General features: G+C 61.1%; 23 protein-coding genes and 1 pseudogene. 15 read left to right on the forward strand and 9 right to left on the reverse strand.

Annotated features, from left to right (window positions below; genetic code table 11):
• Window positions 1-17 precede the first annotated feature (17 nt).
• Window positions 18-1,391 carry an envelope stress sensor histidine kinase CpxA gene (gene cpxA / locus BJP61_RS01725; protein WP_038866611.1) on the reverse strand — a complete coding sequence of 458 codons (1,374 nt, stop codon included), beginning with the start codon at window positions 1,389-1,391 and terminating at the stop codon, window positions 18-20.
• Window positions 1,388-2,086 (reverse strand): envelope stress response regulator transcription factor CpxR, encoded by a 699-nt coding sequence (gene cpxR, locus BJP61_RS01730; RefSeq protein WP_007680774.1) that lies wholly within the window; start codon window positions 2,084-2,086, stop codon window positions 1,388-1,390. The genes cpxA and cpxR overlap by 4 nt, the downstream gene beginning before the upstream one ends.
• A 148-nt stretch (window positions 2,087-2,234) precedes the next feature.
• On the opposite strand from cpxR, the gene cpxP reads away from it, so the two are divergent.
• The 7 genes from cpxP (at window position 2,235) to BJP61_RS01765 (ending at window position 8,780) form a co-directional block, all read left to right on the forward strand.
• Window positions 2,235-2,741 carry a cell-envelope stress modulator CpxP gene (gene cpxP, locus BJP61_RS01735; protein WP_038866616.1) on the forward strand — a complete coding sequence of 169 codons (507 nt, stop codon included), beginning with the start codon at window positions 2,235-2,237 and terminating at the stop codon, window positions 2,739-2,741.
• A gap of 177 nt (window positions 2,742-2,918) precedes the next feature.
• On the forward strand, window positions 2,919-3,821 hold the full coding sequence (fieF, locus tag BJP61_RS01740) for a CDF family cation-efflux transporter FieF (RefSeq protein ID WP_038866619.1): 903 nt from the start codon (window positions 2,919-2,921) through the stop codon (window positions 3,819-3,821).
• A 189-nt stretch (window positions 3,822-4,010) separates the two neighbouring features.
• Entirely contained in the window at window positions 4,011-4,973 is a 963-nt protein-coding gene (gene pfkA / locus BJP61_RS01745) for a 6-phosphofructokinase (protein ID WP_038866621.1), read from the forward strand.
• 166 nt (window positions 4,974-5,139) lie between these two features.
• On the forward strand, window positions 5,140-6,129 hold the full coding sequence (locus BJP61_RS01750) for a sulfate ABC transporter substrate-binding protein (protein WP_038866622.1): 990 nt from the start codon (window positions 5,140-5,142) through the stop codon (window positions 6,127-6,129).
• A 104-nt stretch (window positions 6,130-6,233) separates the two neighbouring features.
• Window positions 6,234-7,001, forward strand: coding sequence for a CDP-diacylglycerol diphosphatase (locus tag BJP61_RS01755; RefSeq protein ID WP_038866624.1), 768 nt, complete (start codon window positions 6,234-6,236; stop codon window positions 6,999-7,001).
• A 58-nt stretch (window positions 7,002-7,059) separates the two neighbouring features.
• Complete coding sequence (locus BJP61_RS01760; RefSeq protein ID WP_171997722.1) at window positions 7,060-8,364, forward strand: SLC13 family permease; 1,305 nt, start codon at window positions 7,060-7,062, stop codon at window positions 8,362-8,364.
• Window positions 8,365-8,387: 23 nt separating this feature from the next.
• The gene (locus tag BJP61_RS01765; protein ID WP_038866629.1) at window positions 8,388-8,780 is read left to right on the forward strand and encodes a hypothetical protein; all 393 of its coding nucleotides are present in this window, start codon (window positions 8,388-8,390) and stop codon (window positions 8,778-8,780) included.
• Here BJP61_RS01765 and uraH read toward each other — a convergent pair.
• Complete coding sequence (gene uraH, locus BJP61_RS01770; protein WP_007735323.1) at window positions 8,765-9,172, reverse strand: hydroxyisourate hydrolase; 408 nt, start codon at window positions 9,170-9,172, stop codon at window positions 8,765-8,767. The genes BJP61_RS01765 and uraH overlap by 16 nt on opposite strands.
• A 135-nt stretch (window positions 9,173-9,307) precedes the next feature.
• Between uraH and hprR the strand changes: the two genes are divergently transcribed.
• Both hprR and BJP61_RS01780 read left to right on the forward strand, forming a co-directional pair.
• Window positions 9,308-9,988: a response regulator transcription factor HprR gene (hprR, locus tag BJP61_RS01775; protein WP_171999224.1), complete on the forward strand. Its 681-nt coding sequence runs from the start codon at window positions 9,308-9,310 to the stop codon at window positions 9,986-9,988.
• Window positions 9,981-11,342, forward strand: a complete 1,362-nt coding sequence (locus BJP61_RS01780; RefSeq protein ID WP_171997724.1) for a heavy metal sensor histidine kinase — start codon at window positions 9,981-9,983, stop codon at window positions 11,340-11,342. The genes hprR and BJP61_RS01780 overlap by 8 nt, the downstream gene beginning before the upstream one ends.
• A gap of 6 nt (window positions 11,343-11,348) precedes the next feature.
• On the opposite strand, the gene BJP61_RS01785 is transcribed toward BJP61_RS01780, so the two are convergent.
• The 4 genes from BJP61_RS01785 to BJP61_RS01800 all read right to left on the reverse strand — a co-directional run bounded on the left by BJP61_RS01785 (window position 11,349) and on the right by BJP61_RS01800 (window position 14,893).
• A complete protein-coding gene (locus BJP61_RS01785; RefSeq protein WP_038866633.1) occupies window positions 11,349-11,999 on the reverse strand; it encodes a type II CAAX endopeptidase family protein in 651 nt (216 codons plus the stop codon).
• A gap of 126 nt (window positions 12,000-12,125) precedes the next feature.
• Entirely contained in the window at window positions 12,126-12,530 is a 405-nt protein-coding gene (locus BJP61_RS01790) for a cupin domain-containing protein (protein WP_038866635.1), read from the reverse strand.
• Window positions 12,531-12,609: 79 nt separating this feature from the next.
• Window positions 12,610-13,656 (reverse strand): NAD(P)-dependent alcohol dehydrogenase, encoded by a 1,047-nt coding sequence (locus tag BJP61_RS01795; protein WP_038866637.1) that lies wholly within the window; start codon window positions 13,654-13,656, stop codon window positions 12,610-12,612.
• A 34-nt stretch (window positions 13,657-13,690) separates the two neighbouring features.
• Complete coding sequence (locus tag BJP61_RS01800; RefSeq protein ID WP_171997726.1) at window positions 13,691-14,893, reverse strand: MFS transporter; 1,203 nt, start codon at window positions 14,891-14,893, stop codon at window positions 13,691-13,693.
• 266 nt (window positions 14,894-15,159) lie between these two features.
• Here BJP61_RS01800 and BJP61_RS01805 point away from each other — a divergent pair, with 266 nt between their 5' ends.
• Complete coding sequence (locus tag BJP61_RS01805; protein WP_161580095.1) at window positions 15,160-16,062, forward strand: LysR family transcriptional regulator; 903 nt, start codon at window positions 15,160-15,162, stop codon at window positions 16,060-16,062.
• Window positions 16,063-16,066: 4 nt separating this feature from the next.
• Here BJP61_RS01805 and BJP61_RS01810 read toward each other — a convergent pair.
• Together BJP61_RS01810 and BJP61_RS01815 are read right to left on the reverse strand one after the other, a co-directional pair.
• Window positions 16,067-17,115, reverse strand: a pseudogene (locus tag BJP61_RS01810) (glycosyltransferase).
• Window positions 17,116-17,192: 77 nt separating this feature from the next.
• Window positions 17,193-18,134: a LysR family transcriptional regulator gene (locus BJP61_RS01815; protein WP_220393055.1), complete on the reverse strand. Its 942-nt coding sequence runs from the start codon at window positions 18,132-18,134 to the stop codon at window positions 17,193-17,195.
• A gap of 108 nt (window positions 18,135-18,242) precedes the next feature.
• Here BJP61_RS01815 and BJP61_RS01820 point away from each other — a divergent pair, with 108 nt between their 5' ends.
• The 5 genes from BJP61_RS01820 to paoC all read left to right on the forward strand — a co-directional run bounded on the left by BJP61_RS01820 (window position 18,243) and on the right by paoC (window position 23,229).
• Window positions 18,243-18,443 carry a hypothetical protein gene (locus BJP61_RS01820; RefSeq protein WP_171997728.1) on the forward strand — a complete coding sequence of 67 codons (201 nt, stop codon included), beginning with the start codon at window positions 18,243-18,245 and terminating at the stop codon, window positions 18,441-18,443.
• A complete protein-coding gene (locus BJP61_RS01825) occupies window positions 18,427-19,305 on the forward strand; it encodes an EamA family transporter (protein WP_202624900.1) in 879 nt (292 codons plus the stop codon). The genes BJP61_RS01820 and BJP61_RS01825 overlap by 17 nt, the downstream gene beginning before the upstream one ends.
• A gap of 197 nt (window positions 19,306-19,502) precedes the next feature.
• Window positions 19,503-20,078, forward strand: a complete 576-nt coding sequence (paoA, locus tag BJP61_RS01830) for an aldehyde dehydrogenase iron-sulfur subunit PaoA (protein WP_075192736.1) — start codon at window positions 19,503-19,505, stop codon at window positions 20,076-20,078.
• Window positions 20,075-21,028, forward strand: a complete 954-nt coding sequence (locus BJP61_RS01835) for a xanthine dehydrogenase family protein subunit M (RefSeq protein ID WP_171997730.1) — start codon at window positions 20,075-20,077, stop codon at window positions 21,026-21,028. Before paoA ends, BJP61_RS01835 begins: the two co-directional genes overlap by 4 nt.
• Window positions 21,028-23,229 (forward strand): aldehyde oxidoreductase molybdenum-binding subunit PaoC, encoded by a 2,202-nt coding sequence (paoC, locus tag BJP61_RS01840; RefSeq protein ID WP_171997732.1) that lies wholly within the window; start codon window positions 21,028-21,030, stop codon window positions 23,227-23,229. Before BJP61_RS01835 ends, paoC begins: the two co-directional genes overlap by 1 nt.
• The last annotated feature ends 20 nt before the right edge of the window (window positions 23,230-23,249 follow it).

Genomic DNA, 23,249 nt, shown 5'->3' on the forward strand with positions numbered 1-23,249 from the left:
GCAGGGGAGGGCCATATTCACGAGCGGTGATAGAGCGGTAGCCAGAGGGTCAGGCGCAGACCGCCAAGCGGGCTGTCGTCCGCCTTCACCCAGCCGCGATGCTGCTGCACGGCGGTTTCCACAATGGCGAGGCCGAGACCGGTGCCGCCGGATTCGCGGTCGCGCGCCTCATCGGTGCGATAGAACGGGCGGAAAATCTGTTCCCGGTCAGCCTGGCTCACGCCCGGCCCGTCATCATCGACGTTAATCGTAATGCCTTCTTTATCCACCGCGAAGCTTACGGAAATCTTGCTGTGAGAGTAGCGCAGCGCATTACGCACGATATTTTCCAGCGCGCTTTCCAGGGCATTCGGGTTGCCGTAAAGCAGCCACGGGCCTGGCGGGTAGGCGACTTCAAACGATTTGCCCATCTGTTCCGCTTCGAAGGCGGCGTTATCAAGCACGTCGCCCCACAGCTGATTCGCTTTCATAGTCTCGCTCACCAGCGCGTTTTTCTGCTGATTGCGCGACATCACCAGCAGATCGTTGATCATGCTGTCGAGGCGATGGGCTTCGGTTTCAATGCGCTCCAGCTCTTTGCTCTCTCCACTGCGGCGGCGCAGCAGCGCGGTACCGAGTTGCAGACGCGTCAGCGGAGTGCGCAGCTCGTGAGAGATATCGGAAAGCAGCCGTTGCTGGGTCGTCATCATACGTTCCAGCGCCGTTACCATCTGGTTGAAACTGGCGCCTGCGGCGATAAACTCCTGCGGCCCGGCTTCCAGCTCCGGATGCTGACGCAAATTGCCCTGAGCCACTTCATCGGCGGCGTTTTTAAGCTTACGCGCCGGTCGCGCCAGGCTCCACGCCAGCCAAAGCAGCAGCGGCGAACTCACCAGCATTGTGACAATCAGCAGGAGCAGCGGGCGGTCGAACAGGAGGTTGATGAAATCGGACTGTGAATTGCTCGCCGGACGGATCAGGTAAAGCTGGTAGTTATCCTCGCCGTCGCGCACGGAAAAGGGACCGACCAGCTCCACGCGGCCATACTTTTTCTTCTGGGGATGGTCGGCGTTATCGGACTGCCCGATAAAGTTGCGAATGATCTGCATTTCATTGCGTTCTGCGCCGATCACGCGGCCTTCGCTGGTGACCAGCAGCAACCGCTGCCCCGGCGGCGCCCACTTGTCGATAGCGCGAAACAGCCGACGCCACCACATCAGGTCGTTGGGCGGGTCGCTCGCCAGCTCGGCCTCGACGTGCTGTTCAATCATGGTGCCCTGACGCTGCTCGCTCTCCAGCAGTTCCGTCATCTGACGGCTGTCGAGCTTGGGCAGCATCAGCACCAGCATTAACACCAGCGCCAGCGTCAGCCAGAAAATGGCGAAAATGCGGGCGGTAAGGCTGCCTATCATGAAGCGGAAACCATCAGATAGCCGCGTCCGCGTAAGGTTTTAAACCACGGATGGCCGTCTTTGCGCTCCGGCAATTTACGACGCAGGTTAGAGATATGCATATCGATCGCGCGATCGAACGGCGTGAGACGTTTGCCAAGCACTTCCTGGCTTAAATGTTCACGTGACACCACCTGGCCCAGATGCTGCGCCAGCAAATAGAGCAGGGTAAATTCGGTGCCGGTGAGTTCCAGTGTCTGGCCGTCAAAACTCGCTTCCTGACGACCTGGGTTGAGGCTTAGCGCGTCCACTTCCAGCGTCGGCGAACCGCTGTCGCTGTTCTGCTGCTGTTCGCTCCAGTGTGAACGGCGCAAAATCGCCCGAATACGGGCCACGAGTTCGCGGTCGTTAAACGGTTTTGGCAGATAGTCGTCCGCGCCCAGTTCAAGGCCAAGTACGCGATCCAGTTCGCTGCCTCGTGCGGTCAGCATAATAACGGGTGTCTGGTGAGTCTGGCGAAGCTCTTTCAAAGTATCGATGCCGTTCTTCTTTGGCATCATCACGTCGAGCAAAAGCAGGTCGATGCTGTCGTCCAGGAGGTCAAGCGCCTGTTCGCCATCATGGGCAACGAGGACATTAAACCCTTCCATGTCGAGCAATTCCTTTAACAGGGAAGTCAGCTCGCGGTCATCATCAACTAACAGGATTTTATTCATTTTCAGTACCTCCGAGGCAGAAATTACGTCATCAAGGCGCGCTAATCCATGACTTTACGTTGTTTTACACCCCCTGACGCATGTTTGCAGCCCGAATCGTAGACTGGATTTCGTTGAACCGCAGCACATAAGTTTCCAGGAGTCAGTGATGCGCAAAGTTACCGCCGCCGTCATGGCCTCAACGCTGGCTGCCGGTGCGTTAACCAGCCAGGCGGCACAGGTCCCGACGGACGAAAGCTGGCATCCAGCGGAAATGCTGACGCAACGCAGCAGCGTGCAGAGTCATATGTTTGACGGCATCAACTTAACAGAGCATCAGCGCCAGCAAATGCGCGATTTGATGCAGCAGGCGCGGCATGAGCAGCCCCCTGTTAATGTTAGCGAAATGGAGACCATGCACAGGCTGGTCACCGCAGAAAATTTTGATGAAAACGCAGTGCGCGCTCAGGCGGAAAAAATGGCCCAGGAGCAAGTGGCCCGCCAGGTGGAAATGGCGAAGGTGAGAAATCAAATGTATCGCCTGTTAACGCCCGAGCAGCAAGCGGTTTTGAACGAGAAACACCAGCAACGCATGGAACAGTTTCGTGAGGTTGCGCAAATGCAGCGCCAGTCTGCGCTGCCGCTCTTTAGTAGCAGTACCCGTAGTAACCAGTAACAACCCTGTTTTCCTTGCCATAGACACCATCCCTGTCTTCCCCCTCATGATGAGGGGGTTTTTTTTGCCCTTTTTTCGCCGCGCGCCGATGTTCATCGGCGCTACATGCCATACGAATTTCATCAAATTCCTGCGGACGGTTGGTTATACTGGCAACATGTCTTCGCAGGAGTCGTTATGAATCATGACTATGCCCGCCTGGTGAACCGGGCGGCTCTCGCCGCCACGCTGGTGGCGACGCTACTGCTGATCATCAAAATTTTCGCCTGGTGGTATACCGGGTCGGTCAGCATTCTCGCCGCCCTGGTGGACTCGCTTGTCGATATCGCCGCGTCGCTCACCAATTTATGGGTGGTGCGGTATTCGCTTCAGCCTGCCGATAAAGAACATGCTTTCGGTCACGGGAAAGCGGAATCGCTGGCGGCGCTCGCGCAAAGCATGTTTATTTCCGGCTCGGCGCTGTTTCTTTTCCTCACCGGCATTCAGCATCTGGTGACGCCAGAGCCGATGCGCGCGCCGCTGGTCGGGGTTATCGTGACGATGGCGGCGCTGGTGACCACGCTGATGCTGGTCACTTTCCAGCGCTGGGTGGTGCGTAAAACCCGCAGCCAGGCGGTGCGGGCGGATATGCTTCATTATCAGTCTGATGTTATGATGAACGGCGCTATTCTTGTGGCGCTGGCCCTCTCCTGGTATGGCCTGCACCGCGCCGACGCGCTGTTTGCGCTCGGGATTGGCGTCTGGATTTTATACAGTGCGTTACGGATGGGCTATGAAGCGGTACAGGCGTTGCTTGACCGGGCCCTGCCCGATGAAGAACGTCAGGCGATAGTCGAGATTATCTCCGCCTGGCCAGGCGTTCGGGGCGCGCACGATCTACGCACGCGGCAGTCAGGGCCGACCCGCTTTATCCAGCTTCATCTCGAAATGGAAGACAACTTGCCGCTGGTTCAGGCGCATTTAATCGCCGAACAGGTGGAGCAGGCGATCCTGTTCCGGTTTCCGGGGTCGGACGTCATTATTCATCAGGACCCATGCTCGGTCGTCCCGCGTTTTCAGCAGGGGCAATTTGAGCATTAAGCATTCGTTGTAAAGGCGTGATTCGGGCAGGCATTTTTTGTATATCTCACCCCCACGCGGGCTGACCTGAATCAATTCAGCAGGAAGCTGTTGATATACTATTTGCAGCAATAGTCGATCACCTGTCGCACTCGCGCAGGCGGTTTCCGGCGAAAGTATTCCTTTTGCATTCTACGTTCAGAGGTAGTCATGATTAAGAAAATCGGTGTGTTGACGAGTGGCGGTGATGCGCCTGGCATGAACGCCGCCATCCGTGGCGTAGTCCGCGCGGCGTTGACGGAAGGTCTGGAAGTATTCGGCATTTACGATGGCTATCTTGGCCTGTATGAAGACCGCATGATCCAGCTCGACCGTTACAGCGTTTCCGACATGATCAACCGCGGCGGCACTTTCCTCGGTTCCGCGCGTTTCCCGGAATTCCGCGAAGAACATATTCGCGCCGTGGCTATCGAGAACATGAAAAAACGCGGCATCGACGCGCTGGTGGTCATCGGCGGTGACGGCTCTTATATGGGCGCCAAACGCCTGACCGAAATGGGCTTCCCGTGCATCGGTCTGCCGGGCACCATCGATAATGACGTGGCGGGCACCGATTACACCATTGGTTACTTCACCGCGCTGCACACCGTGGTCGAAGCGATTGACCGCCTGCGCGACACCTCTTCTTCTCACCAGCGTATTTCCATCGTTGAAGTGATGGGCCGTTACTGCGGCGATCTCACCCTGGCGGCGGCTATTGCGGGCGGTTGCGAATTTATCGTTCTGCCGGAAGTGGAATTTAACCGCGAAGATCTGGTGGCGGAAATCAAAGCCGGCATCGCGAAAGGGAAAAAACACGCGATTGTCGCCATCACTGAGCATATCTGCGATATCGACGAGCTCGCGAAATACATTGAAACCGAGACGAAACGCGAAACCCGCGCCACCGTGCTCGGGCACATCCAGCGCGGCGGCTCGCCGGTGCCTTACGACCGTATCCTCGCCTCCCGCATGGGCGCTTATGCTATCGAACTGCTGCTCCAGGGCCACGGTGGCCGCTGCGTCGGTATTCAGAACGAAAAAATGGTGCATCACGACATCATCGACGCTATCGAAAACATGAAGCGTCCGTTCAAAGGCGACTGGCTGGATTGCGCTAAAAAGCTCTACTAAGCCTCACGCTTTGCGCCCGGTCAGCCTGCGCTGCCGGGCGTTTCTTTTTCCTGTTGTTATTCCCGTCAGTTATAGCCAATTTTTTTTTATTCTTTAATCCCTGCCGCGCTTTCTGGCACGCTGCTTTTATCAACATTTAACTTTGAAAATTTAAAGAGAGCGTGCAATGAACAAGTGGGGCGTGGGCATTACTTTACTGTTGGCTTCGGCAAGCGTACTGGCGAAAGACGTTCAGTTGTTAAACGTCTCATACGATCCGACGCGCGAATTCTATGAGCAATATAACAAGGCATTCAGCGCGCACTGGAAAAAAGAGACCGGCGACAACGTGGTGGTTCGTCAGTCACACGGCGGCTCCGGCAAGCAGGCGACCTCGGTTATCAACGGCATCAAGGCGGATGTCGTGACGCTGGCGCTGGCCTATGACGTCGATGCTATCGCCGGGCGTGGGCGTATCGATAAAAACTGGATCAAGCGCCTGCCGGACAACTCCGCGCCGTACACCTCCACCATCGTCTTCCTGGTGCGTAAGGGCAACCCGAAGCAGATCAAAGACTGGAACGATCTCGTGAAGCCGGGCGTGTCGGTTATCACGCCGAACCCGAAGAGCTCCGGCGGCGCGCGCTGGAACTATCTGGCAGCCTGGGGCTACGCGCTGCATCACAACAACGGCGATCAGGCGAAAGCCCAGGCGTTCGTCAAGGCGCTGTATAAAAACGTCGAAGTGCTTGATTCCGGCGCGCGCGGCGCAACCAACACCTTCGTTGAGCGCGGCATTGGCGATGTGCTGATCGCCTGGGAAAACGAGGCCCTGCTGGCGGCCAACGAGCTTGGCAAAGACAAATTTGAAATCGTGACCCCGAGCGAGTCTATCCTTGCGGAGCCGACCGTCTCGGTCGTCGATAAAGTCGCGCAGGAGAAAGGCACCCAGACCGTGGCGGAAGCCTACCTGAAATACCTCTACTCACCGGAAGGCCAGGAGATCGCTGCGAAAAACTTCTACCGCCCGCGCGATACGCAAATTGCGGCGAAGTATGAAAACACCTTCCCGAAACTCAAGCTGTTTACGATTGATGACGTGTTCGGCGGCTGGACCAAAGCGCAGCAGACGCACTTTGCCAACGGCGGTACGTTCGATCAAATCAGCAAGCGTTAAATACCCTGGCCACAAGGATGTGGCCCGCCTTTTCCGCGCAATAGTGCCCCGTAGCGGTCCGTTTTACGCTACGCTTTGCGTTTACGGAATCATCAGGGCGAAGCATGAAGCGAATAGTGTCTGTCACGATCACACTCATTGTCTTACTGGCGCTGGCCGCGCTGGTGGCGTGGCGCTATTTCCTTGCGGACGATCCCGACATCCTCAGGCGCATCGTGACGCAGCAGTGTCTGCCCGGCGAACGTGAACGCCAGAACCCCGCGCCCTGCGCGCAGGTGAATCTCCCTGCCGGCTACGCCGTGCTGAAAGATATCAACGGCCCGCTGCAATACCTGTTAATGCCGCTGTGGAAAATCAACGGTATCGAAAGCCCGCAACTGCTTTCCGATAACACCCCTAACTTTTTCTGGCAGGCCTGGCAGGCGCGCCGCTGGATGAGCGAAAAGCGCGGTAGCCCGGTGCCGGATAGCGCCGTCTCGCTGACCATCAACTCCAGGCTGGGCCGTTCCCAGAACCATCTGCATATCCACATCTCCTGCCTGCGCCCGGACGTGCGCGCGCAGCTTGACGCGGCGATGACCGCCATCGGCAGCCGCTGGCAGCCGTTTCCGGGCGGCTTGCGCGGGCACGACTATCTGGCGCGGCACATCACCGGCGAAGAACTGTCGCGTCGCTCGCCATTCCTCATGCTGGCAGAAGAAGTGCCGCAGGCGCGTGAGCACATGGGCCGCTATTCGCTGGCGCTGGCGCCGCTAAAAGATGGCGCGTTTGTCCTGCTCGCGACCCGTCGCAACCTTCTGCAACTGAACCTGGCGCACAGCGAAGAGCTACAGGATCACGACTGCGCGCTTCTGCAAAAAGGCAATCCATAACATTTACTTAACGTCTGGCGCGCCGTAGACTTGCTGAAAAATTCATCAGGAGACAGGTATGTCCGTCTGGCTTGCGCATCCGCTTTTCTTACCCGCCCTTATTATTCTGCTGACGATCGTGCTCTGGGCGACGTCCCTGCTACCGGAATTTATCACCGCGCTGCTCTTTTTCGCGGTGGCGATGATAGCCAAAATCGCCCCGCCGGAGGTTCTGTTCGGCGGCTTCGCGTCATCGGCATTCTGGCTGGTGTTCAGCGGCTTCGTGCTGGGCGTGGCTATTCGCAAAACCGGGCTGGCGGACCGCGCCGCGCGGGCGTTATCGGCGCGGCTGACGGACTCCTGGTGGCAGATGGTAGCGAGCGTGGTGCTGCTCAGCTATGCGCTGGCGTTTGTAATGCCCTCCAACATGGGGCGCATCGCGCTGCTGATGCCGATTGTGGCGGCGATGGCGAAACGCGCCGGTATCGAGGAAAACACCCGCGGCTGGTACGGCCTGGCGCTCGCGGTGGGTTTTGGCACCTTTCAGCTTTCCGCCACCATCCTGCCTGCTAACGTGCCGAACCTCGTCATGAGCGGCGCGGCGGAAGGCTCTTTCGGCATTCATCTTAACTATCTGCCCTATCTGCTACTGCACACGCCGGTACTGGGGCTGCTCAAGGGCGCGGTGATGATAGCGCTTATCTGCTGGCTGTTTCCCGGCAAGCCCCAGCGGCCGCGCGAACTGCCCGCCGCAACGCCGATGAGCCGCGCCGAAAAACGCCTCGGCTGGCTTTTGCTGGTGGTGCTGGTGCTGTGGGTGACGGAGAGCTGGCACGGCATCGGGCCTGCATGGACGGGGCTTGCGGCGGCGGTCATCACGCTGCTGCCGCGCGTCGGGTTTATTACCGGCGATGAGTTCGCCAGCGGCGTTAATATGCGTACCTGTATCTACGTGGCGGGCATTCTTGGCCTTGCGACGACCGTCACCCATACCGGCATCGGCAGCGCGGTCGGCGAGGCGCTGATGCATATTATGCCGCTTGATCCGGAACGCCCCTTTACGAGCTTCGCCGCGCTCACCGGCATCACCACCGCGCTGAATTTCATTATGACCGCTAACGGCGTGCCGGCGCTTTACACCACGCTTGCGGAAAGCTTTTCACGCAGCACCGGGTTTCCGCTGCTGTCGACCATTATGATTCAGGTGCTGGGATATTCGACGCCGCTGCTGCCGTATCAGGCGTCGCCGATTGTGGTGGCGATGGCGCTTGGCAACGTACCGGCGCGCGCCGGGATGAAGCTCTGTCTGGCGCTGGCGATCGTCACGTTTCTTTTCCTGCTGCCGCTGGATTACGGCTGGTTCCGGCTGCTGGGTAAACTCTGAGGCAACGCGACGCGGAGAACAGCATGACGACGATGCATTTTGCGGTCTGGTATTCCACGACTGACGATGAAAAGGCGCTGCGTGAGGCGCTGCCCGCGCCCGGCTGCGAGCGCCATTTTTTGCAGGATTTCGGGTTTGCGCCGGGCCATGCGGAACGCGCGATCGCGCTCTGGTATGGTGCCGTGCCCGGCGAGACGGGATCGATTCATCCGCACAATCCGGCGCTCGACCCGCAGTTTGCGTTTTTAACCCGCGCGGCGGCGGAACAGCTTTGCGAGCGCGGCGTCAGCGATATCAGCTTTCTTTACGCGCTGCCTGACGTCGACTATTACGGCGAGAAAGAGTCCTCGCCACTGCTCGTTTTTCTGGGCAACATCCTGTGCTGCCCGCCGCCCGGTTTTCAGCTGCCGCGGTAGGTGGAGTAGCCGTACTGGCTCAGCAGCAGCGGCACATGGTAGTGCTCGTCGGTGTTGTCGATATGGAACACCACCGGCACTTCCGGGAAAAAGCTGGACTGCTTATGCGAGGCGAAATAGTCGCCGGTTTCAAAGATAACGCGATAGTCGCCTGCGGCGGCGGGCGCGTCCGGCCACAGCGCTTTGATACGGCCATCTTTATCGGTTGTCGCCTGGTTCAGCGGCTGCCATGCGTCGCCCTGTTTTTTCTCAAGCTTAACCACTACGCCCGGCGCGGGTTTGCCGGTCTGTTCATTGAGCACATGTACGCTCAGTAAGTTTGAAGACGCGGCAAGCGCCAGCCCTGGCAGAGCGAAAAGGGCAGCGGCGGCAAGCGTTTGAAAACGGTTCATTGTCATTCCTCCTTAATGGGTTGTGTGGTTATCCTGCCAGCCGCGCGCGGGAAAAAGCCTGACGCGAAGATGACAGTTTTGTCATCCGGCGTGTCTGCGCTGGGCAGCGCCTGCGTTCTTTGCGAGACTGTCGCCATGAAACTGCTACTGATTGAAGACAACGAAAAAACCCGCGCGTGGCTCGAAAAGGGGCTGCGCGAGGCGGGGCTGGTGGTGGACGCTGTCGCCGACGGGCGCGATGGCCTGCACCTGGCGCTGGACCAGGACTATGCGCTTATCATCCTTGATATCATGCTGCCGGGCCTCGACGGCTGGCAGGTGTTGCGCGCGCTGCGCACCGCCAAAGCCACGCCGGTACTCTGCCTGACGGCGAGAGACGCAGTCAGCGATCGCGTCAAGGGGCTGGAGCTTGGCGCGGATGACTATCTGGTAAAGCCCTTTTCTTTCGCCGAACTGCTGGCGCGCGTACGGGCCCAGCTGCGGCGTCATGCGCCCGCCGCTGCGACGTTACAGGTGGCCGACCTCACGCTTGATACCGCGCGTCACTCCGCCAGCCGCGGCGGCGAGCGGATCGCGCTGACCCGCCAGGAATTTACCCTGCTCTGGCTGCTGGCGAGCCGCGTCGGGGAGATTTTGCCGCGCACGCTTATCGCCAGCGAAGTCTGGGGCATCAATTTTGACAGCGAAACCAACGTGGTGGATGTCGCCATCCGTCGCCTGCGCAAGAAAATCGACGATCCCTTCCCGCTCAAGCTGATTGAAACCGTCCGCGGCATGGGATATCGGCTCAACGCGCCGGAGGAGAGCGATGCGTAGCCCCTCACTGACGCTGCGCCTGACGCTCATTTTTACGCTGCTGGTGGCGTTCGCCTGCGGTGTTACCGGCGTGTCGCTCTACCGCTCGCTCAGCGCGGAGCTGGTCTGGCGCGACGATCAGACGTTGCTCAACCGCGCCTCGCAATTGCGCCAGCTTTTGACGGACGGCGCCGAACCGCGCCAGCTGCCGCTCTATTTCAACCGTATGCTGGATACGCGACAGGATGTGCTGCTGATCCGCCGCGTCGATGGCGACACGCTGGTGAACATCAACCAGGCGGGCGTGACGCTGCCGACGCTCGCGCCGGTGTTGCCGGGGCGGAGCGTGAACGACCAGGCGTTGCACCGCTGGCGGCGGCCCGACGGCGTGTATGTCAGCGCGATAGCCCTGACGGCGAGCGATAAAAACGGGCCGCTGGTCATCACCGTGGCGCGCGTGGCGCAGGAGCGCGCGCAGATGCTGGCGGAATATCGGCGGGAAAGCCTGCTGGTCTGCCTGCTGGCGACGCTCGCCGCCGCGCTGTTAAGCCCGTGGCTTATCCGCCGCGGACTGCGGGCGATTCGCCGTCTTAGCGAGGCCACCGCCCGCACCGGCAGCGAGACGCTGCAACAGCCGCTAAGCCTGGAGACCCTGCCGCGCGAGCTGTTGCCGCTTGGCGAGGCGCTCAATACCATGCGCCGCCGGCTGGCGGAGGATTTCGCCCGGCTGACGCGCTTTGCCGACGATCTCGCTCATGAGCTGCGCACGCCGGTCAACATTCTGCTGGGGCAGAATCAGGTCGCGCTACAACGCCCGCGCAGCGTGCAGGAGTATCAGAACCTGCTTGCCGGCAATATCGAAGAGCTGGAGCAGATGACCCGACTTATTGAAAACATTCTGTTTCTCGCCCGCGCCGATCATCAAAACATCGCGCTACGCCGCGAGACGCTGGCGCTTGAGCCGTTTATCCATCAACTGACCGATTTCCTGGAGCCGCTGGCGGAAGAGCGCGGCATCACGTTTAGCGTGCAGGCGAGCGGGACGCTGCGCGCCGACCGTCTGCTCCTCCAGCGAGCGCTTACTAACCTTCTGACCAACGCGCTGCGCCATGCGCCAACGGGTGGCGACGTACGGATCGCCGCTGCTCAGGAGGCGGACTACGCAGTATTAAGCGTCGCCAATCCGGGCGCGCCGATAGCCGAGGCGGATAAACTGTTTCTGCGCTTCTGGCGCGGCGACAACGCGCGCCACACGCCCGGGACTGGTCTTGGGCTGGCGCTCACCCAGGCGATCGTGCGGCTACACGGCGGTCAGGTGGCGGTCGAGCATGAAGAGGGCTGGAACCGCTTTATTCTGCGGTTCCCGGCGGCGTAAGGCAGTTCAGGAGAGTTTCAGCGCCGCCATCATGCCGATAATGTTGGTCGCCGAATGCAGCACGATGGGCGCCAGCAGGCTGCCGGTATGAATGCGCACCTGACAGAGGATCACCGAGAAGACAAACAGCCAGATGAAGGTGGTAGGCATCTGATATTGCGCGTGGCCGATGGCGAAAAACAGCGAGGTGGCGACCATCGCTATCGTCTGGCCGGTTTTGCCCCAACCGATGCCCGCGTTCAGCAAAAAGCCGCGGCAGATAACCTCTTCCACCACCGGCGCCAGCAGGCAGATGCAGATCGCCGTCAGCGCCAGGCTAAAGGATGACATCTCTGACAGCGTGGCGCTCCAGGGCTCCTGCCTGCCAAACAACCCGTGGATCATCGAAAGCGCCATCAGCGCCAGCCCCGGCAATACCAGCGATTGCACGCTCAGCCTGCCCGGCGGCAGCAGTCCGTAGTGTTTCTGATACGTTCGCCAGCAGAGCAGGGCGAAGGGCAGCCAGAATACGAAATAGAGCAGCGGCGTGGCGAACCCGGCACGGTAAATACCTGAATAGCCTGGTAACAGGGAGATGGCGACCGGTAGCGTAAACCAGGCCACCCCGACGGTAATGCAAAGCAGCGTGTGTTGAAATCTGTCCGCGGGCGCGTTCATGATTACGTCCTTGTCGCAAAGGAAAATGGCGCGGGCCATTCCCGCTGCTGCGGATTATACCTGGCCTTTGCACGCCGATAAGCTTTTTCGCGCCGCGGCCTGCGCCGCAAACGCAGGCCGCGCTTATCAACCGCGCGCGTGGTACTGCGCGTCGCTGACGTGCTCCAGCCACTCCACGACGCTGCCGTCCTGCGCTTCCTGTATCGCGATATGCGTCAGCGGCGTGGTCGGGCTTGCGCCATGCCAGTGTTTTTCATGCGGCGGGATCCAGACCACGTCGCCGGGGCGAATCTCCCGCGCAGGCTGGCCCCAGGTCTGCACGTAGCCGAAACCGGCGGTGACGATAAGCGTCTGGCCCAGCGGGTGCGTATGCCAGGCGGTACGCGCGCCGGGCTCAAAGGTCACGCTGCCGCCGCTCGCGCGGGCCGGATCGTTTGCCGGAAAGAGCGGGTCGATACGCACCGTACCCGTAAACCACGCCTCCGGGCCGCCATAAGAGGCGCGTGAACCGCAACGGTAAATCTCAGTCATCACAATCTCCTGTCAAAGCTAAAAGCGTTATGGACCACATCGCGACGCCGGACGTTTACGTTGCCCGGCGTGGGAATACTCAGGCGAGCGTGGCGGTGTCTATCACGAAGCGATATTTCACATCGCCTTTGATCATGCGCTCCCAGGCCTCGTTGATCTCGTCAGCGCGGATAAGCTCAATGTCGGCGACGATGTTGTGTTCGGCGCAGAAATCGAGCATCTCCTGGGTTTCCGGAATGCCGCCAATCATGGAGCCTGCAATCGCGCGGCGTTTGAAAATCAGGTTAAACACCTCCGGCGATGGGTGCGGCGAGGCAGGCGCGCCGACCAGCGTCATCGTGCCGTCACGTTTGAGCAGCGCGGTGAACGCATCCAGGCTGTGTGGCGCCGCCACGGTATTGAGGATGAAATCGAAGCTTTTCGCGTGCGCCTGCATCTCATCGGCGTTGCGCGACACCACCACGTCATCCGCGCCCAGCGCTCTCGCCGCGTCGCGTTTGGATTCTGAAGTGGTGAACGCCACCACCTGCGCGCCCATCGCATGCGCAAGCTTAATGCCCATATGCCCAAGCCCGCCGATGCCGACAATGCCCACTTTTTTCCCGGGCCCGATATTCCAGTGGCGCAGCGGCGAATACGTAGTGATCCCGGCGCACAGCAGCGGCGCCACGGCGGCAAGCTGCGATTCCGGATGACGGATGCGCAACACGTAGCGCTCATGCACTACGATCTGCTGCGAGTAACCGCCGAGCGTATAGCCTGGCGCGTCCGCCGTCGGGAAGTTATAAGTGCCTGTCATATGATCGCAGTAGTTTTCCAGGCCCTCGTCGCACTCCTCGCAGTGTTTGCAACTGTCCACAATACAACCCACGCCCACCAAATCGCCCGGCTTAAAGCCGGAAACCTGCGCCCCGGTCGCGGTGACGCGTCCGACGATTTCATGGCCTGGCACGCAGGGAAATAACGTGCCCGCCCATTCGGCGCGCGCCTGGTGAATATCGGAGTGGCAGACGCCGCAATACGCGATGGCGATTTGCACATCCTGCGCGCCCGGTTCGCGGCGGGAAATCTCCATAGGTTCAAGCGGTTGCGTAGCACAAATCGCGCCAATAGCTTTGATTTTCATAACGAGGCTCCTTAGTAGTCAGCCGTATTACGGCTCAGAAATCAGGGTGTTGATCGTGTCGTGCGGTCAGCACGGCCAGCAGCGCCGCCAGCAGCAGCAGCCCGGCGCTCAGAAGGAACGCGCTGCGCCAGCCGCTGTGGTCGAAGGCGAGTCCGCCGAGCGTGGAGCCGAGCGCGATGGAGAGCTGAACGACCGCCACCATCAGGCCGCCGCCCGCCTCGGCGTTATCCGGCAGCGTACGCGCGACCCACGTCCACCAGCCCGCTGGCGCGGCGGTCGCGATAAGCCCCCAGCCGCCGAGCAGCGCGGCGACCAGCCAGAGCTGATGTCCGAAAGCGGTCAGCGCGATGGCTGCCGTCGCCATCAGCAGCGGAATGGCGATAAGCGTCCGGTAGAGCCCGGCGCGCAATGCGCCGCCAATCAGTATCGTGCCGGTAAACCCTGCCACCCCGATAACCAACAGAATGAGCGACAGCGTGGGGACATCGACGCGGGTGACGGACTCAAGAAAGGGCCGTACATAGGTAAAGAGCGCGAACTGGCCCATAAAGAAGATCCCGCAGGCCGCCATTCCCGTCAGCACCAGTGGCTGGCGCAGCAGAGGCAGCAGGCCGCTCTGGCGCGTCTTTTGCGGCGACGATGGCATTGAAGGCAGGCTTATCCACTGCCAGATAAACGCGATAATCGCGACCGGCACCAGACAGAAAAACGCACCGCGCCAGCCGATCACTCCGCCGAGCCAGCTGCCGAGCGGGGCGGCGATAACCGTCGCCAGCGCGTTGCCGCCGTTAAAAACCGCCAGCGCGCGCGCTACCTGATGGCGCGGCACCAGCCGTATCGCTGTCGCGGCGCTGAGCGACCAGAAGCCGCCTATCACCACGCCAATCAAGGCACGTCCCGCCATATACGTGAGGTAACCGGGCGCGATAGCGATGATGACGCCGGAAACCGCCATCAAAATAGTCAGCCCCAGCAGCAACGCCTTACGGTTGACGCTGCTCGCGAGACGCGCAATGGACAGGCTGGTCAGCACCGCCAGCGCGCCGGAAATCGCGATCCCCTGACCCGCCAACCCCTCGCTGACGCCTAAATCACGCGAAACCGGCGTCAAAAGGCTTACCGGCATAAACTCCGAGGCTACTAACGCGAAGACGCACAGCGTCATCGCCAGCACGCCGGCCCAGTAAGCGGGCGTCTTTTCGCTTTGTATTTCTGTTTCCTGGTACGTTCCGGACATATTTTTCCTTCGCTTTTTCTGCGCCAGCCCGTGCGCAGGCACACCGGGGTCGGGCTTTTATTGAGAATAAAAACCTGATGTGACGGGATGTTTTTATGGGCGCGGATAAGGTCAATGGACCTGTGCGCGACAGCGCGGAGACCGCGCGGCAGGGCTGGCATGCAAGTGACGGTAAAAGTGTTACACGCGCGTCTTGTGCTGACTAGCTAATGAATGCTTAATGGGCTTATAAGTAATATTTATAAATCGCACCGGCAGGAGCCAGAATGAAGCGAAATCTTAATGATCTGCTCTCTTTTGTGACCGTGGCGCGTGAGGGGAGCTTTACCCGCGCCGCCGCGCAGCTGGGCGTCACCCAGCCTGCGCTGAGCCAGGCGATAAGCGGTCTCGAAGCGCGGCTGCAAATCCGCCTGCTGACGCGTACCACGCGCAGCGTCTCGCTTACTGCCGCAGGCGAGCGGCTGTTGCAGGCGATCGGCAACCGTTTTGATGAGATAGAGGCGGAGCTGGATATGTTAACCGCCCTGCGCGACAAGCCTGCGGGCACGGTACGCATCACCTGTGGGCCGAACGTCCTGCATACCATTCTGCTGCCGAAACTGACGCCGCTATTGCGCGAATATCCGGATATCCGACTGGAGTTCGATGCTAACCACGGCTTTCGCGATATTGTGGCGGACCGCTTCGATGCAGGCGTGCGCATGGGCGACACCATCGATAAAGACATGATTGCCGTGCCCATTGGGCCGGCGTTGCGGATGGCGGCGGCGGCCTCGCCGGACTATTTCGCCCGCCATCCGGTGCCGCAGACGCCGCAGGATCTGATGCAGCACAACTGCATCAACATGCGTATGGCCGCGTCCGGCAGAGTTTACGTGTGGGAGTTTGACGGCGACGACGGGCCGGTGAATGTGCGCGTGCAAGGCCAGCTAATTTTCAACACTTCGGCGCATATCGTGGATGCGGCGCTGGCGGGGCTTGGCATCGCCTTCCTGCCGGAAGAGGAATTTGGCGCGCATATCGAAGAAGGACGGCTGGTACAGGTGCTGAAACCCTGGTGTCGTCCGTTTCCCGGTTATTACCTCTATTATCCCAGCAGAAAGCAGCCATCTCCTGCGTTTTCACTGGTGGTGGAGGCGCTAAAGGAGAGCGGCGCCGCGCCGCGCTGAAGGCTCAGGCGTTAAGCCGCGCCAGCCCGGCCTGCGCGGGCGGGTAATCACCGCACTGCTGATAACACGCCTGCGCGTCGGGCGTCATACCGGAAATCTCCAGGATAACGCCGATGTTGTACCAGGCCTTGAAGCTGTTGACGCCCGCTTTGTTGCCCTCCGGCAATGTTGTGCAGGCTATAAAGGTGTCCACGGCCTCCTGAAGCTTGCCGTTGTTCATCAGAATTAACGCCTTAAGGAACGTAAAATCGGCCGACGTGTACCATCGCTCGTAATCGATAAGCGTCATGGCGGCGGCGTAGTCGCCCTTATTAATCAGCGCATAGCCCAGGGTTTCCACAGCTCTTCGACATACTCCAGCGCCACATTTGGCTGGTAACGCAGCGCCTCGCGAAACGCCTGAACCGCCGCCGGGTAGTCGCGCTTCAGAAAATGGCTTTTACCGAGCTGAAACCAGAGATAGGGGCTGTCCTGCCGGGTTTGCAGCGCGCGCGTTAGCAGCCGGATGTTACGGCTGATTTTATCCGTCTGCTGCAATACCGCTTTTTTATAGCCGACATGATCCAGCGTCACGGGCGCCGGGAATGTCTCGCCTGCCGGGATGCCTGCGCGCGGCGTCACCTGTTCGTGGATCACACCCTGATAGCAATAGCGCGCCTTCGAAAACAGGCGCGATACCCGTTCACGCACGGTCGTCATCCCTTCGCCCTCGTCGATATAGTTAATCCGCTCCACGCGGCCCACGCCCTGCGGATGCGCATTGATAAGCGCCTGTAGCGCCGGGACATCGACCGCCGCTACCGCCTCGTCGGCGTCAATCACCAGCACCCAGTCGTGACGCGCATAGTGCAGCGAGGCGTTACGGGCCGCCGAGAAATCCTCCACCCAGGCGAAGTCATGAACATTATCGGTAAAGCGGCGCGCGATGGCTTTGGTCTCGTCCTGCGAGCCGGTATCGACAATCACGATATCGTCAAAATGCGCAGCGACGGAGGTCAGCGTGGCGGCAAGGTGCTGCGCCTCGTTTTTCACGATCATGCAGATGGAAATCATAGTGTCAGGCTCAGGCGGTTCGGGCGGCTTCAGAGGAATTCACGATACCAGAGGTATCGGCGGCGGACGGCAAATTTTTAGCCTTCGACCGCGCAAGGCGGCGACCCGGCGATTTTCTCTGCCAGGAAGTCGATCAACGCGCGGCACTTCGGCGGCAGAAAGCGGTTCGGGTGGTAGAGCAGCCATGCCATACCGTAATAGGACGTCATGTAATCCCACTGCGGCAGCACCTCAACGAGTTGCCCGGCCTCCAGCGCCTCGCGGGCGACAAACCGTGGCAGACAGCCGATACCCAGATGGCTCAACACGCCATCCCGCCGCGCCAGGCTGTGGTTGGTGACGTAACGTCCGTGTACCACGACGCTAACGCGATCGTGTGTTTCCAGATGCCGGAATTTCCAGACGTTATCGCCAGGCGTCTCGCCAAGATAGAGGCAATGGTGTCGCGCCAGATCGTCCGGATGCTGCGGGTAGCCGTGCTTATTCAGGTACGTGGGCGTGGCGCAAATGACATGGCTGACCCGGATAAGCGGACGCGCCGCCAGCCCTTCGGGGGGCGTGTCGGTAATGCGCACCATCAGATCGAGCTCATCGCCAATCAAATCGGTCTGGCGGTCGGTCAGCTGGAGCTGGATATCGCCCCCGGGATGACGGCTCAGGAACGCTGCGATATGCGGCGCAATCAGCGCCCTGCCAAAGGCGCGCGGGGCGCTGAGCTTCACCATGCCCTGCGGCGCGTCGTTGACCCGCTCCGCCAGCGCCATGACGCAAGCCGCCGCCTGCACGATTTCACAGCCGTGGGCATACGCATCGGCGCCCGCTGCCGAGAGCCGCAGACGCCGTGTGGTGCGCTCCAGCAGCTTTACCGACAGCGCTTTTTCGAGGCTCGCCACCTGGCGGCTGACCGACGATGCGGTGGTGCCAAGCTGTTCGGCCGCGGCGGAAAAGCTGCCCGTTTCCACCACTTTCACGAACACCGCCATGTACGGCAGCAGTCCCATGTATTGATTTGTTCTCATAGCGCAACAGTCTTGTTTGTTTACCCCGATTATTCGCCGGGGCGGAATGCCCCATAATCGCCCTGTGGCAGGCCGCAACTCTCACGTTTAACCACAAGGAAAGCGATCATGAAGCGTTATCAACAGGCGCCGTGCCGGTCGGAACAGATCCTCGCGCTGCTTAACCGCGGCTATCTGTTTTACAAACTATCCCAGCACGGCGGTAAAGTCACCGTGCTGACCGGCGATGGCGTGCGGGCGCAGACCCTGCGACGCGTCACGGGTTTTTCATCCCGGCGGCGGGGAGAGAAATATGAGCGCGCAAGGTGAGGTGCGGCGCGCAGGCAGCGGATATGCCGAGGTTATGCTGCTGGGAGTGGCTGTGGTGTGGGGCACCAGTTACGGCATGGCGCGTCAGGCGCTCTTTTTCTATCCGGTGGCGGGCTTTCTGTTTATTCGCTTTATGCTGACGTTTCTCATTCTGCTGCCTGCGCTGAAAAACCACTGGCGAGAGGCGACGGCGGCGGGCCTGGCACCTGGCTCGGTGCTGCTGGCGATTTTTCTGTGTGAAACTTTTGGCGTCGCGCAGACCAGTGCCAGCAACGCCGCGTTTCTGATAAGCCTGTGCGTGGTGCTGACGCCTTTCGTCGAATGGCGGGTCTTTCGTACGCGCCCGGAAACGCGGGCGTTTATCGCGGCGGGCGTTTCACTGTGCGGCGCGCTGCTGCTGACCGGCGGCACGCTTACCGGGCTCGGCGTGGGTGATGCGCTTCTCCTGGGCGCGGCCCTGCTGCGGGCCGTGATGGTGTGCCTGACAAAAACGCTGACGCAGCGGCACGATGTGCCAGCGCTTGCCCTGACGGCCGTACAGACCGGCGTGGTTGCCGCCGGGGCGCTGGCGGTGCTGCTCGGGACTTATCATACCCTTCCCGCCTTGCCGATCAGTCCAGGCTTCTGGATCGCGACGCTTTATCTGGTGCTGTTCTGCACGATATTCGCCTTCTTTGCGCAGAATTACGCGGTACAGCGCACCACGCCCACCAGGGCCTCGCTGCTGATGGGAACCGAGCCATTGTTTGGCGCGCTGTTCGCCATGCTGTGGCTGGGAGAGTCGCTCACCCCGGCGGCCTGGCTCGGTGGGCTGTTTATTGTCGGCGCGTCGCTGTGGGCCACGCGTCCACGCCGTCAGTAGCGCGCGTTTTACGTTCTTTTACAGGGGCCTGCGCCCCTGTTCCCGCGCCGTCCCCGGGGTTCGCTCTGACGCCGATCCACCCGCTCGCGCCGCCGGGTTGCCAGCGCCGTCTATTATTAACAGTCCGTTATAAAAAAAACCGCGCGGCATCGTAGCGGTTTATGCCCTTTCTGCTTTGACGATACTGGAGGCCTGGCATGAGCAACCAAGGCGATGAAATACACAACGCGCATCGGCGCGAGGCGGACGGCGCGCCGCAGTATATGGCGCTGACGCTGACGGTAAATGGCGAGACCCGACAGGTGGACGTTGACACCCGCACCACGCTGCTGGACGCGCTGCGCGAAAATCTGGCCCTGACCGGCACCAAAAAAGGCTGCGATCACGGCCAGTGCGGGGCGTGTACGGTTCTTGTCGACGGGCGACGCGTGAATTCCTGCCTGACGCTCGCGGTCATGCACGAAGGCGCAGAGATAACGACTATCGAAGGCCTCGGCACGCCGGACAACCTGCACCCGATGCAGGCCGCGTTTGTCGAGCACGACGGTTTTCAGTGCGGCTACTGCACGCCGGGGCAGATCTGTTCCTCAGTGGCCATGCTGAAAGAGATAGAAGCGGGCATCCCAAGCCATGTGACGCACGATTTAGTCTCGCCCCCGGAAATGACCGCCGACGAGATCCGCGAGCGAATGAGCGGCAATATCTGTCGCTGCGGCGCGTATTCCAACATTCTTGCCGCGATCGAAGATGTCGCCGGGAGTGGATCCTCATGAAAGCTTTCACTTATGAACGCGCCGCGACGCCTGCAGAGGCGGCGGCCAGCGCCCAGCGCACACCCGGCGCGAAATTCATCGCAGGCGGCACGAATCTGCTCGATCTTATGAAGCTTGAGATAGAAACGCCGGTGCATCTTATCGACGTGAACGGCCTGGCGCTGGACACGATTGAGCCCACCGACGAGGGCGGCCTGCGCATAGGCGCGCTGGTGCGCAACACCGATCTGGCGGCGGACCCGCGCGTGCGCCGCGATTACGCGGTGCTCTCCCGCGCGCTGCTCGCCGGGGCGTCCGGGCAGTTACGCAACCGGGCCACGACCGCCGGGAACCTGCTTCAGCGCACCCGCTGCCCCTATTTCTACGACACTAACCAGCCGTGCAACAAACGCCAGCCCGGCAGCGGTTGCGCCGCCATGCAGGGCTACAGCCGCCAGTTAGCGGTGGTCGGCGCAAGCGACGCCTGCATCGCCACGCACCCGAGCGATATGGCGGTCGCCATGCGTCTGCTGGATGCGGTGGTGGAAACCGTCGACCCGCAAGGCGAGGAGCGGCATATCCCCATCGCGGCGTTTTACCGCGCGCCTGGCGATACGCCGCATCTGGAAACCACGCTTGCGCCCGGCGAATTTATCACTGCCGTAACGCTGCCGCCGCCGGTGGGCGGCACGCAGATCTACCGTAAAGTGCGCGATCGCGCCTCGTATGCGTTTGCGCTGGTTTCGGTGGCGGCGATTGTGCAGCCGGACGGCACCGGACGCGTGGCGCTCGGCGGCGTGGCGCATCAGCCCTGGCGGGTTGAAGCGGCGGACGCGCAGGTGCCTCATGGCGCGCAGGCCGTCTACGACGTGCTCTTTGCCGACGCGCAACCGACACCGGAAAACGCATTCAAGCTGGTACTGGCGAAGCGCACGCTCGCCTCGGTACTGACGCAAGCGAGGGCAGGCTGATGAAATTCGATAAACCGGCAACACAGAACCCGATCGACCAGCAAAACGTGGTCGGGCGGCCACGCGATCGCATCGACGGACCGCTGAAAACGTCCGGGCAGGCGACGTACGCTTATGAATGGCACGATGAAGCGCCGAACGCGGCTTACGGTCATGTGGTCGGCTCCGCCATCGCCAAAGGACGTATTACCGCTATGGATACCCGGGCGGCGGAACAGGCGTCCGGCGTGCTGGCGGTCATCACCGCGCAGAACGCCGGCCCGCTCGGCAAAGGCGACATGAACGCCGCCACGCTGCTGGGCGGCCCGGAGATAGAGCACTACCATCAGGCTATCGCCGTGGTGGTGGCGGAGACCTTTGAGCAGGCGCGCGCCGCCGCCGGGCTGATTACGGTGACGTATGAAGAAGCGCCGGGCGCGTACGATCTCGCGAAAGAAAAGCCCGCCGTGACGACGCCGCCGGAGGATACGCCCGATAAAACGGTCGGCGATTTCAACAGCGCGTTCAACCGCGCCGACGTGCAGTTCGACGCCACCTACACCACGCCGGATCAAAGCCACATGGCGATGGAGCCGCATGCGTCAATGGCGGCCTGGGAGGGGGATAAACTCACGCTGTGGACCTCCAGCCAGATGATTAACTGGTGGCGCGGCGATCTCGCTAAAACGCTCAACATTCCCCTGGAAAACATTCGCGTGCGCTCGCCGTATATCGGCGGCGGCTTTGGCAGCAAGCTCTTTTTGCGAAGCGACGCGGTGCTGGCCGCGCTCGGCGCCCGCGCGGTGCAGCGCCCTGTGAAAGTGATGCTGCCGCGACCGTTTATTCCCAATAACACTACGCACCGCCCGGCGACCATCCAGCGGGTGCGCCTCGGCGCGCGTAAGGACGGGCGCATTACCGCCATCGCGCACGAGAGCTGGTCCGGCAACCTGCCGGGCGGGCCGACGGAGACGGCGACCAACCAGACCGAACTGCTGTACGCAGGGGCGAACCGCCATACCGGGCTGCGGCTGGCGGAGCTCGACCTGCCGGAGGGCAACTCCATGCGCGCGCCTGGCGAAGCGCCGGGAATGATGGTGCTGGAAATCGCCATTGATGAAATGGCCGAGAAGCTCGGCATGGACCCGGTGGCGTTTCGCATCATGAATGACACCCAGGTCGACCCGGCGCATCCGGAGCGCTTTTTCTCGCGCCGCCAGCTGGTGGAGTGCCTGCGCACGGGCGCGGCGCATTTCGGCTGGCAGCAGCGTAATCCGGTGCCAGGCCAGGTGCGTGAAGGCGACTGGCTGGTGGGCCTCGGCATGGCGGCCGGGTTTCGCAATAACCTGGTGACACCCTCCGGCGCGCGCGTACATCTGGATGCGCAGGGCCGGGTGACGGTGGAAACGGACATGACCGACATCGGCACCGGCAGTTACACCATTATCGCCCAGACCGCCGCCGAAATGATGGGCGTGCCGCTGGAGAGCGTGACCGTGCGCCTGGGCGATTCCGATTACCCGATCTCGTCCGGCTCCGGCGGGCAGTGGGGCGCCAACAGCTCAACGGCGGGAGTCTATGCCGCCTGCGTCAAACTGCGCGAAGCCGCAGCGAAACGGCTCGGATTTGACCCGAACAGCGCGGAATTCGCCGATGGTCAGATCCGCAGCGAAGGCAGGGTCGCGCCGCTCGCGCAGGCTGCCGCCGACGGTACGCTGACTGCAGAAGACACCATGGAATATGGCTCCCTCGACAAGGAGTTTCAGCAGTCTACGTTCGCCGGGCATTTTGTTGAAGTGGCTGTGGAGGCGAACACCGGCGAGGTGCGCGTGCGCCGCATGCTGGCCGTCTGCGCCGCCGGTCGCATTCTCAACCCGAAAACCGCGCGCAGCCAGGTGATTGGCGCGATGACGATGGGCCTTGGCGGTGCGCTGATGGAAGAGCTGTTTGTCGACACGCGGCGCGGCTTTTTCGTCAACCACGACATGGCGCTCTACGAGGTGCCGGTTCACGCCGATATCCCGACGCAGGAGGTCATTTTCCTCGAAGATACCGACCCGGTGTCATCGCCGATGAAAGCCAAAGGCGTCGGCGAGCTGGGCCTGTGCGGCGTTAGCGCCGCCATTGCGAACGCGATTTATAACGCAACCGGCGTACGCGTGCGGGAATACCCCATCACGCTCGATAAATTACTTGAAGGCCTGCCTGAGCTTGCCTCGTAAGGAACGCGTCCGCTGACGGC

It is taken from the genome of Cronobacter sp. JZ38 (assembly GCF_008932145.1).
GTDB lineage: Bacteria > Pseudomonadota > Gammaproteobacteria > Enterobacterales > Enterobacteriaceae > Cronobacter > Cronobacter muytjensii.

Coding starts and splice junctions, on each gene's coding strand:
- fieF (WP_038866619.1), top strand. CDS start 2,919: ATGAATCATGACTATGCCCGCCTGGTGAACCGGGCGGCTCTCGCCGCC.
- cpxP (WP_038866616.1), top strand. CDS start 2,235: ATGCGCAAAGTTACCGCCGCCGTCATGGCCTCAACGCTGGCTGCCGGT.
- BJP61_RS01805 (WP_161580095.1), top strand. CDS start 15,160: ATGAAGCGAAATCTTAATGATCTGCTCTCTTTTGTGACCGTGGCGCGT.
- paoA (WP_075192736.1), top strand. CDS start 19,503: ATGAGCAACCAAGGCGATGAAATACACAACGCGCATCGGCGCGAGGCG.
- BJP61_RS01750 (WP_038866622.1), top strand. CDS start 5,140: ATGAACAAGTGGGGCGTGGGCATTACTTTACTGTTGGCTTCGGCAAGC.
- BJP61_RS01780 (WP_171997724.1), top strand. CDS start 9,981: ATGCGTAGCCCCTCACTGACGCTGCGCCTGACGCTCATTTTTACGCTG.
- cpxA (WP_038866611.1), bottom strand. CDS start 1,391: ATGATAGGCAGCCTTACCGCCCGCATTTTCGCCATTTTCTGGCTGACG.
- BJP61_RS01765 (WP_038866629.1), top strand. CDS start 8,388: ATGACGACGATGCATTTTGCGGTCTGGTATTCCACGACTGACGATGAA.
- BJP61_RS01825 (WP_202624900.1), top strand. CDS start 18,427: ATGAGCGCGCAAGGTGAGGTGCGGCGCGCAGGCAGCGGATATGCCGAG.
- BJP61_RS01785 (WP_038866633.1), bottom strand. CDS start 11,999: ATGAACGCGCCCGCGGACAGATTTCAACACACGCTGCTTTGCATTACC.
- uraH (WP_007735323.1), bottom strand. CDS start 9,172: ATGAACCGTTTTCAAACGCTTGCCGCCGCTGCCCTTTTCGCTCTGCCA.
- BJP61_RS01815 (WP_220393055.1), bottom strand. CDS start 18,134: ATGAGAACAAATCAATACATGGGACTGCTGCCGTACATGGCGGTGTTC.
- BJP61_RS01755 (WP_038866624.1), top strand. CDS start 6,234: ATGAAGCGAATAGTGTCTGTCACGATCACACTCATTGTCTTACTGGCG.
- pfkA (WP_038866621.1), top strand. CDS start 4,011: ATGATTAAGAAAATCGGTGTGTTGACGAGTGGCGGTGATGCGCCTGGC.
- BJP61_RS01760 (WP_171997722.1), top strand. CDS start 7,060: ATGTCCGTCTGGCTTGCGCATCCGCTTTTCTTACCCGCCCTTATTATT.
- BJP61_RS01795 (WP_038866637.1), bottom strand. CDS start 13,656: ATGAAAATCAAAGCTATTGGCGCGATTTGTGCTACGCAACCGCTTGAA.
- cpxR (WP_007680774.1), bottom strand. CDS start 2,086: ATGAATAAAATCCTGTTAGTTGATGATGACCGCGAGCTGACTTCCCTG.
- hprR (WP_171999224.1), top strand. CDS start 9,308: ATGAAACTGCTACTGATTGAAGACAACGAAAAAACCCGCGCGTGGCTC.
- paoC (WP_171997732.1), top strand. CDS start 21,028: ATGAAATTCGATAAACCGGCAACACAGAACCCGATCGACCAGCAAAAC.
- BJP61_RS01820 (WP_171997728.1), top strand. CDS start 18,243: ATGAAGCGTTATCAACAGGCGCCGTGCCGGTCGGAACAGATCCTCGCG.
- BJP61_RS01835 (WP_171997730.1), top strand. CDS start 20,075: ATGAAAGCTTTCACTTATGAACGCGCCGCGACGCCTGCAGAGGCGGCG.
- BJP61_RS01800 (WP_171997726.1), bottom strand. CDS start 14,893: ATGTCCGGAACGTACCAGGAAACAGAAATACAAAGCGAAAAGACGCCC.
- BJP61_RS01790 (WP_038866635.1), bottom strand. CDS start 12,530: ATGACTGAGATTTACCGTTGCGGTTCACGCGCCTCTTATGGCGGCCCG.